Raw genomic sequence first — 13,902 nt, forward strand, 5'->3', positions numbered from 1 at the left:
GTCTCAAGTGCGGGCCACGCTACCGCCGGGTGCGTCCGCGAGCCGACCCGTGCGCCGGACCGACATCCACCTGAGCTGAGTTCCGTGCAGGGCCGTGACCAACGACTGGATCACCACCGCGTACATCAACTGCCGGTACACCACCTGCTGCAACGGGTACGCCCACAACGGTTTCACCGACTCACCGTCCAGCCGCAGCGCGTATCCCGCACTCGCGGTCTGCAGCAGGAGGAACACGGTCCACACGATGAACGCCAGCGGCGCGTCCGCGACGATGAACCCGTACAGCACGTAGAGGTCCATCACCGGTGCGAGCAGCGGCAGCAGCAGGTGGAACGCCAGCAGGTAGAGCAACCCGAACCGGCCCATCGGCCCGTTCTCCAGCAACGCGCCGCGGTGCTTCCACATCGCCTGGAACGTGCCGTAGGACCACCGGTACCGCTGCCGGAACAGCCCGTGCACGGTCACCGGCGCCTCGGTCCACGCCTTGGCCTGCGGCCGGTACGCCACCCGCCAGCCCGCCCGTGTGACCGCCATCGTCAGGTCGGTGTCCTCGGCCAGCGTGTGCTCCGGCACGCCGCCGACGTCGGTGAGCGCCGACCGCCGGAACGCCCCCACCGCACCGGGCACGGTCGGGATGCACCGCAGCGCGTGCAGGATCTGCCGGTCCAGGTTGGACCCCGCGCAGTACTCCAGGTGCTGCCAGCGACCGAGCAGGCCCTGCCGGTTGCCGACCTTCGCGTTGCCCGCCACCGCGCCGACCCCGCTGTCGGCGAACGGCTGCACGAGCTGGCCGATCGTGTCCGGTTCGAAGACCGTGTCGCCGTCGAGCAGCACCAGCACGTCGTGGCGGGCGGCGCGGACACCCGCGTTCAGCGCGGCCGGCTTGCCCTGGTTGTCCTGGCGCAGGACGGTGACGCCGGGCAGGCCCAGCTCCTCGGCGCGGTCGGCGGTGCCGTCGGTCGAGCCGTCGTCGACGACGACCACCTCCACGTCGGCGAGGTGGTCGTTCGCGGCGATCGACCGGACGGTGGCCGCGATGTTCACGGCCTCGTTGTACGCCGGGATGATCACCGACACCGGTGGCGCTGTCCACGGCGGCGGCGCGTGCTCGCTCTCCCGGCGCAGGCGGCGGTCGGTGTGCGCGAGGCCGAGCTGCATCAGCGTGCGCAGGATGCCGAGCAGTGCCGCCACGGCGATCGCCGTGCCCATCACCGCGACGACCGCACCCCCGTTGCGCTGCGCCCACCCGGTGACGGCGCCGGTGAAGCGTTCGGCCGGGCCTGCCGCGGTCACGCCGTCCCCGAGCTGCGCGAACCGCAGGCCGGGGGTGCGCGCCAGCTGCCGGGCGATGTCCGCGCCGATGCTGCCGTCGTCGTGCAGCCGGACCACGCCCCGGCCCTGCGCCAGCGACATCCGCACCAGCGTGCCGATGTCCTGGTGCTCGCGGTCACCGCTGTCGACCTCGACCGGCGCGCCGACCAGTCGCGTGTGGACACCCAGCACGTCGGCGAGCGCGGCCTGCGCGAACGCGAGGTCGAGCGGGTTCACCCAGTCGCCCTCGGTGCGGAAGCCGTCGATGCCGATCCGGTGCCCCTCTGCCGCGATCCTGGCCGTCACCTCCGGGTTGCGGGTGACCTGCGTGCCCAGCACGAAGAAGGTCGCTTTCACGTCGGCCTCCCGCAACGCGTCGAGCAGGTGCGGTGTCCACTTCGGATCAGGGCCGCCGTGGAACGCCAGCGCGATCGTGCGATCGGGCAGCTCGTGCACCGCGTGCGGTGCGGGCACCGGCTCGGGTCTCAGCGCGGCGTGGGCGTGGAACGACACCACGCACAGCAGCACCAGGAGCCCGAGCAGGATCGACAGCCAGTGCAACCGGGGCGTGCGCCTCACCACACCGCCAGCAGCGTGCCGCCGACCACCGCGGCGAACACCACCAGCCCGCCCGCGAGCGTCACGCTGACCAGCTTCGCCACTACCCGTCTGCCGCCGTTGCCGTCGACGAAGACCTGCATGTCCGATTCCCCCCAGAAACCGTGCGGACGACCGCGACCACCACGGCCGCGCCGACCGATGCCGCGAGCCACGGGAACCCGTTGACGAACCACGGGACCGCTGCCGCGGCGACCTCCTCGCTGCTTCCCCAGAACGACTGCCCCGTCGCCAGCCGCTGCCACGCCGCGTTGCCCGCGGCGAGGACGACGAAGACGACCGGTGGCGCCGGTGCCACCGTCCACAACCCCACCCGGCGCACGAGCGCCGAGGCGACCACGGCGCCCCCCACCAGCCAGACGCCGAAGGGCCACCCGAGGTTGTCCCCGTCCACCCAGAGACCCACCTGGGCGAACACCGTGAGCATCGTGAGCGCCGCCAAACCCGGCAGCTGCACCCCCATGAGCACGTAGAATAGTCGAGGGGATGGGGGATCTCATGAGTTCTGCCGGCCGCTTCCGGCGTGCCTGCCACGTGATCCTGCGTACGGCGTGGGTGCTGGTGTGCGCCGCGGTGCTCGTCGTGGCGGGCGTCGCGTGGTCGACGGTGACCACGATCTCGACCGGGGTGGAGCGCTCCCACGCCATCGCCGCCGACGCGCCGCGGTCGGTGTCCGGGCGCAACGTCTTGATCATGGGCCTGACCACCCGGCTCGACCTGCACGGCGAACCGCTGCCCGACGACGTGCTGCGGCGGCTGCAGGCCGGCGAGAGCGACCGGGGCGGGTACAACGCGAACACGCTGATCCTGCTGCACCTGCCGGCGTCCGGTCCGGCCGTGGCGATGTCCGTGCCGCGCGACAACCTCGTCCCGCTGGCCTCCGGCGGTGAGGGCAAGGTCAAGGAGGCCTACGGGCGCGCGAAGATCGCCGAGGAGGACCGGCTGCGCGCCGCGGGCATGGCGGACAAGCGCCGGCTGGAACGCGCGGGCCGCGAAGCCGGTCGGCGGGCCCAGGTGCAGACCGTGTCGGCGTTCCTCGACCAGCCGATCGACCACCTCGTGGAGATCTCGCTGATCGGTTTCTTCCACATCGCGGAGGGCCTCGGCGGCGTGGACGTGTGCCTGCGGAACGCGACGGCGGACCCGTTGTCGGGCGCCGACTTCCCGGCGGGCCCGCAGCACCTCGACGCGGGCCAGGCGCTGTCGTTCGTGCGGCAGCGCCACGGGCTGCCCGGCGGCGACCTCGCCCGCACCCGGCGCCAGCAGGCGTTCCTGTCGGCCGTGGCACGGCGGCTGAAGGACCCGGCGGCGGTCCCGGCGATGATCGACACGGCCAAGCAGGACGTGGTGCTCGACGCGGACCTAGACCTGGCCGAGCTGGCCGGGAAGCTGCCGTCCGAGGTCCGGTTCGACACGCTGCCGGTCGAGGGCGGCGCGCACGTCGGCGGGCAGGACGTGAACCGCGTCGACCAGGAGAAGGTGCGGGCGAAGGTCACCGAGCTGGCGACCGCTCCCCCACCACCCCCACCGAACGACGGCGTCCCCTGCGTCGACTAACGCGCCCCCGTGCTGCTCAGGTGCGGCGTTCGGTCACCCACGTCGCGATCTGCGCCCGTGACGTGAACCCGAGCTTCTGCAGGATGCGTTCGACGTGGCCCTCCGCGGTCCGCCGCGCGATCACCAGCCGGGCCGCGATCTCCTTGTTCGACATGCCGCCGGCGATCAGGTCGGCCACCTGCTGCTCGCGGCGGGTCAACGGGGTGGGCGGCTCGACCGGCTCCGGTTCCGCCGGCTCCTCACCGATGGCGAACGCGAGCGCGTCCTCCAGCTCCAGGTCCATGCCGTGCCGGAACGCCACCCGGAACTCCGCCTCGCCCAGCGCCGTGACGACCGCCGACTCGCACTCCCCGTGCGGCGTGCCGAAGTAGCGGGAGCCGAACATCGGGTAGCCGACCGACCGCCAGATCTCGCTGGTCGCACCGAGCAGCGTCGCCGCGCGCCGGGCGTTGCCCTGCGAGGCGGCGATCCAGGCCAGCACCTCCATGCCGAGCACGATGCCGAGCAGGTCGTGGAACGTGCGCTTGATCCGCAGGCAGTCGCGGCCCAGCGCGTCCGCCCGCGCGAGGTCGCCGCTGGCCCACGCGCACAACGCGAGCACGTAGATGGCGTACGCCTGCGCCCACAGCTCGCCGTGCTCCTCGCCCACGGCCTTCGCCTCGACGCAGAGCCGTTCCGCGGTGGCGAAGTCGCGGCGGAAGGTAGCGGAGATCGCGAGCTCGATGCCCGCGAGCATGGTGTGGCTGTTGACCGCGCCGAGGCTGCGGTAGCGCCTCCTGGCCTCCTCGAACAGCTCGTCGGCCAGGTCCAGGTCGTCGCCGACGAGGTGGGTGCAGGCCAGTCGGTGGGTGGCGTAGGCGAGCGCCGACTCGTCACCGGCCGTGCGCGCGTAGTCGCGGCACTCGTCGAGCATGCGCACCGAGGTGGCGATGTCGCCCTGCAACGTGGCCACGTAGCCGTTGACCCACAGGGCCTTGGCCCGCACCGGGCCGGTCGCGGACGTCTGGAGCGCGCGGTCGAGCCAGTGCCGGCCCTCGCCGAGCATCCCGCAGCCCGCCCAGTAGAACCACAGCGTGCCGGCGAGGTGGACGCAGTGGTCACCGGCGGCGGAGAAGCAGAAGTCCAGCGCGGACCGGAGGTTCGCGTTCTCCAGGTGGGTCAGCGCGAAGATCCGCGGCTGGGCCGGGCCGAACCACTCCTCCTCGCGCCGCCGGGCCCACTCGATGTAGTGGTCGCGGTGCCGTTCGCGCAGCACCTGCTCGCACCCGGCGGAGCGCAGCTTGTCCAAGCCGTACTGGCGCAACGGCTCCAGCAACCGGAACCGGGTGCCGGACGGGTGCTGCTCGGCCACCACCACGGACTTGTCGACCAGACCGGCCAGCGACCGCATGACCTCGTGGGTGTCCACGCTCTCACCGGAGCACACCCGTTCCGCGGCCTCCAGGTCGAACGTGCCGGAGAACACCGACGCGCGCGCCCACAGCACCTGTTCGGCGCGGGTGCACAGGTGGAAGCTCCAGTCCACCGCTGCCTGCAGCGTCTGGTGCCGCGGGTCGCCCCCGCGCCGTCCGTCGCCCAGCACCCGGAACGTGTCGTCCAACCTGGACAGCAGGTGGTCGAGCGTCAGCACCCGCAACCGCACCGCGGCCAGTTCGATGGCCAGTGGGATTCCACCCAGCAGCGCGCAGATCTGGCTCACCGCGGCGTGGTTGGCCGCCGTGATCGCGAACCCCGGCTCGACGGCGGCCGCGCGTTCGGCGAACAGGTCCAGCGCCGGGTCCCGCGGCAGCGGCGCGACCTGCCACAGGTGCTCACCGTCCACGCCGAGGCGTTCCCGGCTGGTCGCGAGCACGCGCAGGCCGGGCACACCGCGCAGCAGCCCGTCCACCAGGTCGGCGATCGCGCCGACGACGTGCTCGCAGTTGTCCAGCACCACCAGCACCTGCCGGTCGCGCAGGTGTTCCACCAGGACGGTCCGGTGCCGGCGGACCGTGTCGTCGTGCACCCCCAACGACTCCAGCACGGTGTGCACGACCAGGTCCGGGTCGTTCAGCCCGCCCAGCTCCACGAACCACACGCCGTCGGGGAACGCCCGGCGCAGCTCGGCCGCCGCCCGCAGCGCGAGCCGGGTCTTGCCCACCCCGCCGACCCCCGTCAGGGTGACCAGGCGCGACTCCGCCAGGAGTCTCCTGACCTCGGCGACATCCTGTTTCCTGCCCACAAAAGCAGTGGTGTCGGCAGGCAGGTTGCCTTTGCGACTCGGGGAAAGTGCGCTGCCCACACCGCACCCTAGGTCGGTGCGATCGGCCGCTGCAACGCGGTCCCCCGGAGGTACCAACGCCGGAACACGGGTAGTTACCCCCTAGGGCGACCGGGTCGTGACAGCCAGTGTGGGAGGTGGGAGCCCGCGTTCCGGGGAGGGAAGGACCATGACCGCTGACACCGCCGCGCACGGTCTCGACGTCGGCCTCCGGGAGCAGAACGGCGTGCTGGTGGTGCGTTTCACCGGCCGCCTGGACTGGTCCACGTACCTGCGCGTGCAGGACGTGCTGCTCGACTGCGCCACCAGGGAGCTGGTCGGCGTCGTCGTCGAGCTCGACGGCCTCGTGGCCGAGTCGCCCGCGCTGCTCGTGGTGTTCGACGTGGTGTGGCTGTCGGCGGCGCGCTGGCCGGGCATCTCGCTGAGCCTCGTCGTGGGCGACCACCGGTTGCGGTCGACGCTGGGGGCGCGCGGTCTGCCGCGGCACATCCCGCTGCACGCCACCACAGAGGCCGCACTCGCGAACGTGACCCGTTTGCAGCACGAGGACCGAGTGGACGCCGTGCTGCCCACGTGCCGGTGTGCGCCGCATGTGGCAGAGCGCATCACCGAGCGCGCGTGCGAACGGTGGGGCGTGCAGGCGTTGCTGGACGTGGCGCCGCAGCTGGCCGTGGAGCTCGTGTCGCACGTCGAGGACGAGCAGCCGGTCTCGTTGTTGCTGCGCATGCGTGGTGACAAGTTGTCCGTGGCGGTGCGCACGACCGCACGGCTGGACCTCAGGCAGTGGAACACCATGCGGCGCAACGTCGCGTCCATCGCCGTCTGCAACTTCACCATGGGCGAGACGCCGGCCGGGGGCGGACGGCACGTCATCTGGGCGTTGCTCGACGTGCCGCAGGACAGCCGGCGCCGTCCCGCCGCGTTCGGCGAGACCGTCGCCTTCACCCACCCGGCCTAACCCCTCCGGGTCTTTGCAGAACCCGAACATCCGCCGGACCTGCCTCTGACGGCGGGCCGCCATCGTTCTGCGTCATGGACATTTCACGAATCGGCGTGGTCGTGGCCGGACTGCTGCTGCTCGGCGCGGGCACCGCGTCGGCCCAGGAACCGGTCACGATCAGCCCGGAGAAGGTGCGCAAGATCTGCGAGCAGCGCGTGCCGCGGGTCGAGGCCAAGGTCAAGGCGCTGACCGACAGGATCAACGGCACGCCCGAGACGCTCGGCTCGACCAAGTGGCTGGAGCAGAAGGCGGCCGACGCGCGCAAGGCCGGCAACACGGCGCGTGCGGACGTGCTGGACGCGCGGGTGAAGCTGCGCGCGGCCCAGCTCGTGCGGCTCGGCCAGGCCGGTGAGCGGGTGGCGAGGTTCAAGTCCGAGCACTGCGGTGCCAAGTGAGGTGGGTGGCCGCGCTCGCGTTGCTGGTCTCGCTGACGGCGTGCCGGGGTGAGGAGCCGGCCCTCGACCTCGATGCTGTGGAATCGACGCTGAACAGCATCGAGTCCGAGATCGACCAACCGGGGTGAGCAGTGGAACGTGGCCTGGTGCTCGTCGTGGAGGACGAACCGGCGATCGCCGAGCTCGTCGCCCTCTACCTGCGGCGCGACGGGTTCGGCGTGCACCTGGAGGCAGCGGGGGACGCGGCACTGGCCGCGGTCCGCTCACTCGCGCCGGTCGCGGTCGTGCTGGACGTGGGCCTGCCGGGGATGAGCGGCATCGAGGTCTGCCGCGCGCTGCGGGCGGCGGGCGACTGGACACCGGTGCTGTTCGTGACCGCGCGCGACGACGAGGTCGACCGGCTGCTCGGGCTGGAGCTCGGCGCGGACGACTACGTCACCAAGCCGTTCAGCCCGCGCGAGCTCGCGCTGCGGGTCCGCACGGTGCTGCGCAGGGCCACGCCCGCCGCGACCGCCACCGAGGCGCTGCGGGTGGGTGACGTGCGGCTGGACGTCGGGGAACGCCGCGCGTGGGCCGGCTCCGCCGAGGTCTCCCTGACCTCGACGGAGTTCGGCCTGCTCGCCCACCTGATGCGGCACCCGCGCCGGGTGTTCTCCCGCGAGCAGCTGCTGAGCGCGGTGTGGGGGTACTCGTCCGCGGCCGGGACGCGCACGGTCGACGTGCACATCGCCCAGCTGCGCGCGAAGTTCGGCGTCTCCAGTCCTATCCGGACGGTGCGCGGCGTCGGCTACTCGGCGGACGCGTCGTGAACCTCGCCACCCGGATCGCGTTGCTGTGCCTGGGGGTCGCGTTCGTCGCGGTCCTCGTCGCCGGGTTCGTGTCCACGCGCCTGGTGCTGAGCACCTCCCGCGAGGTGAGCCGCGAGATCCTGGCGAACCAGGCCGACGTCGTCGCGGGCCAGGTGTCGAACAGGCGGGTCGAGCAGGTGCTGGAGGGGCAGGGCATCGCGATCGTCACGGTGTCCGCGGCCGGTGAGGTGTCCGGCCAGGACAAGGCTGCCGTGCGGGCCGCACGCGCCGTGTACGCCGAGGAGGTCCTCACCGGGAAACCGGTGTCGAAGACGAGCGGGCGGCTGCTGGTCGAGGCGCGGCCGTCCGGTGGCGGCGGGTTCGCGCTGGTGCAGGAGACCGAGACGGGCGGCAACGCGCGTGCGCTGGTCCGCAACGTCCTGTTCGCGCTCGCCATCGGGTTGGTCGTGGCCTGCGTGGCCGGGTTGGCGCTGGGCACGGTGCTGGCGCGGCCGTTGCGCCGGGTCGCCGGGGTCGCGCACGCGATGAGCGGTGGCCGGCGGGACCTGCGCGTGCCGGTGTCCGGCCCGTACGAGCTGGCCGAGGTGTCGAGGTCGGTGAACGACCTCGCGGACGCGTTGCAGCGCAGCGAGTCCCGGCAGCGCGACTTCCTGCTGTCGGTGTCGCACGAGCTGCGCACGCCGCTGACCGCCGTCACCGGGTTCGCCGAGTCGCTGGCCGACGGCGTGGTCACCGGCGAGCAGGTGGCCCCGGTCGGCGCGGTGGTCCTGTCCGAGGCCCGCCGGCTGGACCGGCTCGTGTCCGACCTGCTCGACCTGGCCCGCCTGGGCGCCGACGACTTCCGCCTCGACCTCGCCGCCGTCGAGCTGGTCCCCGTGGTCCGCTCGGCCGCCGAGGTGTGGCACGCCCGCTGCCACGCGGCCGGCGTGCGGTTCTCGGTCGACGTCACGGCCTCCCCGGTGGTGCGCGCGGACCCCCGGCGGCTGCGCCAGGTGATCGACGGCCTGCTGGAGAACGCCCTGCGCGTGACGCCCGCGGGCCGCCCGGTCGTGCTCGCGGTGTCGTCGGTGCTGGAGGTGCGCGACGGCGGCCCCGGCCTGGCACCGGAGGACTACCCCGTGGCGTTCGACCGCGGCGTGCTGCACGCCCGCTACCAGCAGACCCGCCCGGTCGGCACCGGTGTGGGCCTGGCGCTGGTGCACGGCCTGGTCACCCGGATGGGCGGCACGATCACGGCGGGCCCCGCACCCGAGGGCGGGGCCGCGTTCACCGTGGCCCTGCCGCTCACTTCGCCTGGGGCAGCTTGACCTTCTTCTTCGCGCCCGGAGCCGACGGCGGCGGCACGACGGGCCCGATGTCACCGTCCGGCGCCTCGTCGAGGTCGACGACGACCGGCGCGTGGTCGCTCGGCCCGGTGCCCTTGCGCGCGTGCCGGTCGATCCACGCGGCCTTCGCCCGCGGCGCCACCCCGTCGCTCGCCAGGACCAGGTCGATCCGCATGCCCAGGTCGCGGTGGAACATGCCGGCCCGGTAGTCCCAGTAGCTGAAGATCCGCTCGTCCGGCCACCGCTCGCGCACGACGTCGTGGAACCCGAGCGCCTCGATCGCCCGCAGCGCCGCCCGTTCCGGCTCCGTCACGTGCGTGTGCCCGGCGAAGGCGTCGGGGTCGAACACGTCGGCGTCCGCGGGGGCGATGTTGATGTCACCGCAGACCAGCGCGTCCGCCGGCCCGGCTGCGAGCACGTCCCTGAGTGCGGCGAGCCACTCCAGCTTGTACTTGTAGTGGTCCGACTCCGGCTCACGCCCGTTCGGCACGTACAGCGAATGCACCCGCACACCACCACACGTGGCGGCCACGGCCCGTGCCTCCTGGTGCGGGAACCCCGGCGCACCGGCGACACCGACCTCCACGTCCTCCAGCCCGACGCGCGACAGGATCGCAACCCCGTTCCACTGCGTCTCGCCGAACACCGCGACCCGGTACCCGCGCTGCTCCAGCTCCGCGCCGAGCAGGGCGGTGAAGGCGTCGTCGGCCAGCTTGGTCTCCTGCAGGCACACCACGTCCGGCTGCCGCTGGTCCAGCCACGGCAAGAGCCTCGGCACGCGTTGCTTGACGGAGTTCACGTTCCAGGTCGCCACTCGCACCGGGACCACGGTAGTCACAAGCCCTGGAGCCCGCATGGAGCCGGGTGACGGGCCTGGTCAGGCGGACGGTCCGTCCTCAGTGGACTCCCACCGCGCTGCGGGCGGGAGGTCAGCTCACCACGGCCGGCCACTCGGTCGGCACCGCTCCTGCGGAGCGCAGCCGGCGGGCCTGCTCCGCACCCGGTGCACCGGCGTGCTCCAGCGCGGCCCACGCCAGCAGCCGCACCTCGGCGGACGGCCCGTCCACGCAGAACGCCGCGAGCTCGGCCGCCGCCTCCCCGGCGTCCCTGGCCGCGACCCAGGCAGCCAGGACCGGTTCGGCGACCTCCGGTGCGCAGGGCTCCACCGCCTCGCACACCTCCTCCAGCGGGAACTGCGCGAACTCCTCCACGGACGGCGCGTCGAACCCCTCCGCGCGCAACGCCCGCTGCACAGCCCACCGGCCGAGGGGTGTCAGCCGGGCGAGGGTGAGGTCGGGATCATCGTTGCCGGACAGCTCGATGATCTCGGCGTGCTCCTCCGCGTCCGCGGACACCGCCAGCTCGACCACCCCCAGCACCGCCAGGGCCCCGAGCACAGCGGCGAAATCCCGCCGCCACATCACCTCCCGGGCACCGGTCGGCAACCCGCCGACCTCGAACCACGCGGACACCGCGTGGTGAGCGCTCTCCGCCAGCAGCTCCACCGGTACCGGTGCCCCGCCTGCCGGGTAGAGGCCCAGCCACAGGTCCAGCAGCACCTCCCGCAGCGCCAGCCCGAGCGGAGAGGGTGCCTCGTGCCGGCTCGCGGGCGCGCACGCCTCGGGCCCCAGCCCGCCGTACGCCTCGAACGCCCGCCACCACAGCTCCACCGGCCGGTCCAGGAGGCCGGCCGCACTCTTGACCGCCACGAGCCTGCTCTTGACCACCCGGACCAGGCGAACGGCCCTGGCCCAGGCCACCAGCAGCGACACCTCCGGCAGGTCCTCGCTGCCGCGCGCCCGTTCCGCACCCGGCTCGTCCAGTCCCAGCAGCACTGCCAGCTCACGGGCGTCCGCCACGAGCAGGTGCTTCGTGGTCGTCACCGCACGACCGGCACCCACCCACGTCACCAACGTCCGCAACCGGGTCACCACCCCGGTGGCCTCCGCCAGTGCCGCGAGCTCGCCATCGGGCGGAACGGGCACCGGCGGCAACGGCCCCGGCGCACCCCCGCCGAACTCGGGGAGGAGCAGGTCGGCTCCACCGCCGTCCGCGTGCCTGCGCATGATCTCGGCCAGCACGTCCTCGTCGTACTCGACCGCACCGGCCTGAACCGCCAGCAGGAAGTCGCGGACGTCGTCCTCGTCCTCGGGGTCGACGCCGTGCTCGATCATCCGGGTCGCCCAGAACTTCGCCGGCCCGTAGTTGCGCTCGTCCGCCATCCTGGCCAGGAACTCCGGAGCGCTCCGGTCGATCGCCGCGTGCAGCTCGCCCCCGTTCCACGCCTCGTCACCGCGGGTCGCGGTCAGGAAGTCGGCCCAGTGGTGCAGCGTGGTCAGCACACCCGACCAGTGCGGCCGCTCCAGCGTGGCCTTCCGCGGGAACCATTCGAGCAGGAGCACCTCGACGTGCGGAACCCGTGCGTCCAGCGCCGCCTCGACGACGAAGAGGTCGACCTCGAGCCCCCGCCCGGCAGCCCAGTCACCGAACTCGGCCACCAGCTCGTCGACCTGCTCCTCCCGCGGTTCCAGGACATCCACGGAGTCATCCACCTTCCACGCCATCCGGCGCTGACCAGCACCCGACCGCGCCAGCGGACCCGCGCCAGACGAACCGGTGGGGAAGGTGGGGCTCGAACCCACGACCTGACGGATTATGAGTCCGCTGCTCTGACCAACTGAGCTACTTCCCCCGCGCAGCGGCCGTCCGCACGGCTGCGCACTGCGTGAAGGAGGATACCGATCACGCCGATCAGGCCTTGCGCGCCCCCGTGGCGAGCGCCACATAGGCTGCACGCGTGCGTTTGACCCTCCGCGACTTCACGCCGGCGGACGAGGCCGAGGTGCTGCGGCTGTTCGCCGCCTGCGACGACTGGTTCCAGGCCACCACGGGGCACCCGTCCGGGCCCGGCGACGTGCAGGGGTTGTTCTACGCGTTGCCGGAGGGGGCCGCGTTCGAGCAGAAGCACCTGCTGGTCGCCGAGGCCGAGGGCATGATCGGGTTCGTGGACCTGGTGGTCGATCACCCGGAGCCGGGGCACGCGAGCATCGGGTTCTTCCTGGTGCCGGGCGACCTGCGGCGGTGGGGCATCGGCAGCGAGATGGTCAGGGCGCTGCGCGAGCGGTTCCCGGCGGTCACGCGGGTGCAGGCCGGGCTCAGCGACTTCGAGCCCGGCGTCGAGTTCCTGAGGGCGATGGGGTTCGTGCTGAACGGTCAGCGGGCGGTGCTGGAGCTCGCGCCGAGGTCCGAGGGCCGGTAACCCCTCGGGTAGCCGGGGTAGGTGCGGTTGCGGGCGTTCGTGAGCTTCAACGTGCGGCGCACGGGCATGTGGCGCACCACGGCGGCACGGGTGCGCAGGGCGAAGCGGCCGAGGGCGCTGAGCCACGCCGGGGCCGCGGTGAAGCCGAACGCGCGGATCATCGACGGGTCGAGCAGCGCGACCACGGCCCGTGCGACCGCCGGGCGGACCGCTGCCGGGTACCACGAGCAGAACAGGTCCAGGGTGTACTGGCCGATGCGGCGGTTCGAGGGCGCGTAGACGAAGTGCCGGTCCTCGTAGGCCTTCTTGAACGCGCGGTACTCGGCGAAGTCCGCGGGGATGTCGCGGATGCCCATGCGCGCGCCGACCGCGCGGTAGAAGTGGAACGCGGCCAGTTGTTCGTTGCGTGAGAGAGGACGCCAGCCGTACTGGGCAAGCCAGTCGATCGGGTCGTAGATGAACGTGGCGAGCACGTACCGCATGTCGTCGTTGGAGATGTCGTAACGGCCGTGCTGGCGGTTGACGACCCGCAGGGCCTCGCGGCCGCGCGGGGAGTCGTAGCCGTGTTCGACGAGCTCGGCCATCAGCACGGCGGTGTCGTCGTAGCGCTTCTGCGGGCGGCGTTCGAACTCGCCGGTGCGTTCCAGCAGACCGGAGATCGTGGGGACGCAGTAGGTGCGGAACAGCGCGAACTCCAGCGCCTTCTGGTAGTCCCACGGGAACTCCAGGCCGGCGGAGATGCGCAGGACCTCCTGGTGGTCGGCCACCGGGTCCAGCGAGGTGATGCGGCGGAGGTTCGCGAAGCGCATGGCCCCAAGGTCACGCATGGGTCTCGAAACCAAAAGACCCCAGTCGGATGACCAGGGTCTTGAGAAGCTCCCCCAACTGGACTCGAACCAGTAACCCTGCGATTAACAGTCGCATGCTCTGCCAATTGAGCTATGGGGGAATGTTCTGTTGTCTCCGTCAGGCTTGGTTCCTCCTGACAGTGGGTAACTCTACATGAGGCTGGAAACGGGTTCTGCAGGCACCCCCCGTTTAGCCCAGGAACACCACTTGACCAGGCCTGTTACGGGAGGGAACCGGATGATGAAGGCCATGCTGATCGGAGCGGCCGTCGGCTACGTGCTCGGAGCGAAGGCCGGGCGGGAGCGCTACGACCAGATCGTGCGCGCCTGGCACCGGCTCACCGAAAGCCCGACCGTGCGCAAAGCCGCTGGTACGGCCAAGGACAAGGCGTTCGAGGCGGCTCACATCGCCAAGGAGAAGTCGGTCGAGGCCGCGCACGTCGCCAAGGAGAAGGCGCCCTGGACCAAGGAGAAGACCACCACCTGGTCCAACGGGCAGCCGGTGACCTGAGACGGT

15 protein-coding genes and 2 tRNA genes are annotated in these 13,902 nt (G+C 72.2%); 8 read left to right on the top strand and 9 right to left on the bottom strand.

Features of this window, described 5'->3' with window-relative positions:
• Positions 1-3: 3 nt before the first annotated feature.
• Genes ACZ7CF_RS35815 through ACZ7CF_RS35825 form a run of 3 tightly spaced genes read right to left on the bottom strand, consistent with a single transcriptional unit; the run spans position 4 to position 2,395 of the window.
• Positions 4-1,893, bottom strand: coding sequence for a glycosyltransferase (locus ACZ7CF_RS35815; protein WP_470371865.1), 1,890 nt, complete (start codon positions 1,891-1,893; stop codon positions 4-6).
• Positions 1,890-2,015 (bottom strand): hypothetical protein, encoded by a 126-nt coding sequence (locus ACZ7CF_RS35820; RefSeq protein ID WP_360397206.1) that lies wholly within the window; start codon positions 2,013-2,015, stop codon positions 1,890-1,892. Before ACZ7CF_RS35820 ends, ACZ7CF_RS35815 begins: the two co-directional genes overlap by 4 nt.
• Complete coding sequence (locus ACZ7CF_RS35825) at positions 1,976-2,395, bottom strand: DUF6542 domain-containing protein (protein ID WP_470371866.1); 420 nt, start codon at positions 2,393-2,395, stop codon at positions 1,976-1,978. Before ACZ7CF_RS35825 ends, ACZ7CF_RS35820 begins: the two co-directional genes overlap by 40 nt.
• A 71-nt stretch (positions 2,396-2,466) precedes the next feature.
• On the opposite strand from ACZ7CF_RS35825, the gene ACZ7CF_RS35830 reads away from it, so the two are divergent.
• Positions 2,467-3,489 carry an LCP family protein gene (locus ACZ7CF_RS35830; protein ID WP_470371867.1) on the top strand — a complete coding sequence of 341 codons (1,023 nt, stop codon included), beginning with the start codon at positions 2,467-2,469 and terminating at the stop codon, positions 3,487-3,489.
• Between the two features lie 16 nt (positions 3,490-3,505).
• On the opposite strand, the gene ACZ7CF_RS35835 is transcribed toward ACZ7CF_RS35830, so the two are convergent.
• Entirely contained in the window at positions 3,506-5,710 is a 2,205-nt protein-coding gene (locus ACZ7CF_RS35835; RefSeq protein WP_470371868.1) for an ATP-binding protein, read from the bottom strand.
• A 208-nt stretch (positions 5,711-5,918) separates the two neighbouring features.
• Between ACZ7CF_RS35835 and ACZ7CF_RS35840 the strand changes: the two genes are divergently transcribed.
• From ACZ7CF_RS35840 to ACZ7CF_RS35860, 5 genes are all read left to right on the top strand, one after another.
• A complete protein-coding gene (locus ACZ7CF_RS35840; protein WP_360397202.1) occupies positions 5,919-6,707 on the top strand; it encodes an STAS domain-containing protein in 789 nt (262 codons plus the stop codon).
• Between the two features lie 74 nt (positions 6,708-6,781).
• Positions 6,782-7,144, top strand: a complete 363-nt coding sequence (locus ACZ7CF_RS35845; RefSeq protein WP_360397201.1) for a hypothetical protein — start codon at positions 6,782-6,784, stop codon at positions 7,142-7,144.
• Between the two features lie 5 nt (positions 7,145-7,149).
• Positions 7,150-7,272, top strand: a complete 123-nt coding sequence (locus tag ACZ7CF_RS35850; RefSeq protein ID WP_470371869.1) for a hypothetical protein — start codon at positions 7,150-7,152, stop codon at positions 7,270-7,272.
• 3 nt (positions 7,273-7,275) lie between these two features.
• A complete protein-coding gene (locus tag ACZ7CF_RS35855; RefSeq protein WP_458433843.1) occupies positions 7,276-7,953 on the top strand; it encodes a response regulator in 678 nt (225 codons plus the stop codon).
• Positions 7,950-9,260, top strand: coding sequence for a HAMP domain-containing sensor histidine kinase (locus ACZ7CF_RS35860; protein WP_470371870.1), 1,311 nt, complete (start codon positions 7,950-7,952; stop codon positions 9,258-9,260). The genes ACZ7CF_RS35855 and ACZ7CF_RS35860 overlap by 4 nt, the downstream gene beginning before the upstream one ends.
• Here the strand turns inward: ACZ7CF_RS35860 and ACZ7CF_RS35865 are convergent.
• The 3 genes from ACZ7CF_RS35865 to ACZ7CF_RS35875 all read right to left on the bottom strand — a co-directional run bounded on the left by ACZ7CF_RS35865 (position 9,238) and on the right by ACZ7CF_RS35875 (position 11,970).
• A complete protein-coding gene (locus ACZ7CF_RS35865; RefSeq protein WP_470371871.1) occupies positions 9,238-10,098 on the bottom strand; it encodes an exodeoxyribonuclease III in 861 nt (286 codons plus the stop codon). The two genes, ACZ7CF_RS35860 and ACZ7CF_RS35865, sit on opposite strands and share 23 nt — an antisense overlap.
• Before the next feature lie 109 nt (positions 10,099-10,207).
• On the bottom strand, positions 10,208-11,818 hold the full coding sequence (locus tag ACZ7CF_RS35870; RefSeq protein ID WP_470371872.1) for a hypothetical protein: 1,611 nt from the start codon (positions 11,816-11,818) through the stop codon (positions 10,208-10,210).
• Between the two features lie 77 nt (positions 11,819-11,895).
• Positions 11,896-11,970, bottom strand: a tRNA-Ile gene (locus ACZ7CF_RS35875).
• Between the two features lie 105 nt (positions 11,971-12,075).
• Here ACZ7CF_RS35875 and ACZ7CF_RS35880 point away from each other — a divergent pair.
• Entirely contained in the window at positions 12,076-12,537 is a 462-nt protein-coding gene (locus ACZ7CF_RS35880) for a GNAT family N-acetyltransferase (protein ID WP_470371873.1), read from the top strand.
• Here ACZ7CF_RS35880 and ACZ7CF_RS35885 read toward each other — a convergent pair.
• A complete protein-coding gene (locus tag ACZ7CF_RS35885) occupies positions 12,492-13,346 on the bottom strand; it encodes an oxygenase MpaB family protein (protein ID WP_470371874.1) in 855 nt (284 codons plus the stop codon). The genes ACZ7CF_RS35880 and ACZ7CF_RS35885 overlap by 46 nt on opposite strands.
• 67 nt (positions 13,347-13,413) lie before the next feature.
• Positions 13,414-13,486 (bottom strand) — tRNA-Asn (locus tag ACZ7CF_RS35890).
• A gap of 149 nt (positions 13,487-13,635) precedes the next feature.
• Between ACZ7CF_RS35890 and ACZ7CF_RS35895 the strand changes: the two genes are divergently transcribed.
• Positions 13,636-13,896 (top strand): YtxH domain-containing protein, encoded by a 261-nt coding sequence (locus ACZ7CF_RS35895; protein ID WP_360397193.1) that lies wholly within the window; start codon positions 13,636-13,638, stop codon positions 13,894-13,896.
• Positions 13,897-13,902: the final 6 nt, after the last annotated feature.

This window comes from Lentzea sp. NPDC036955, assembly GCF_055608005.1.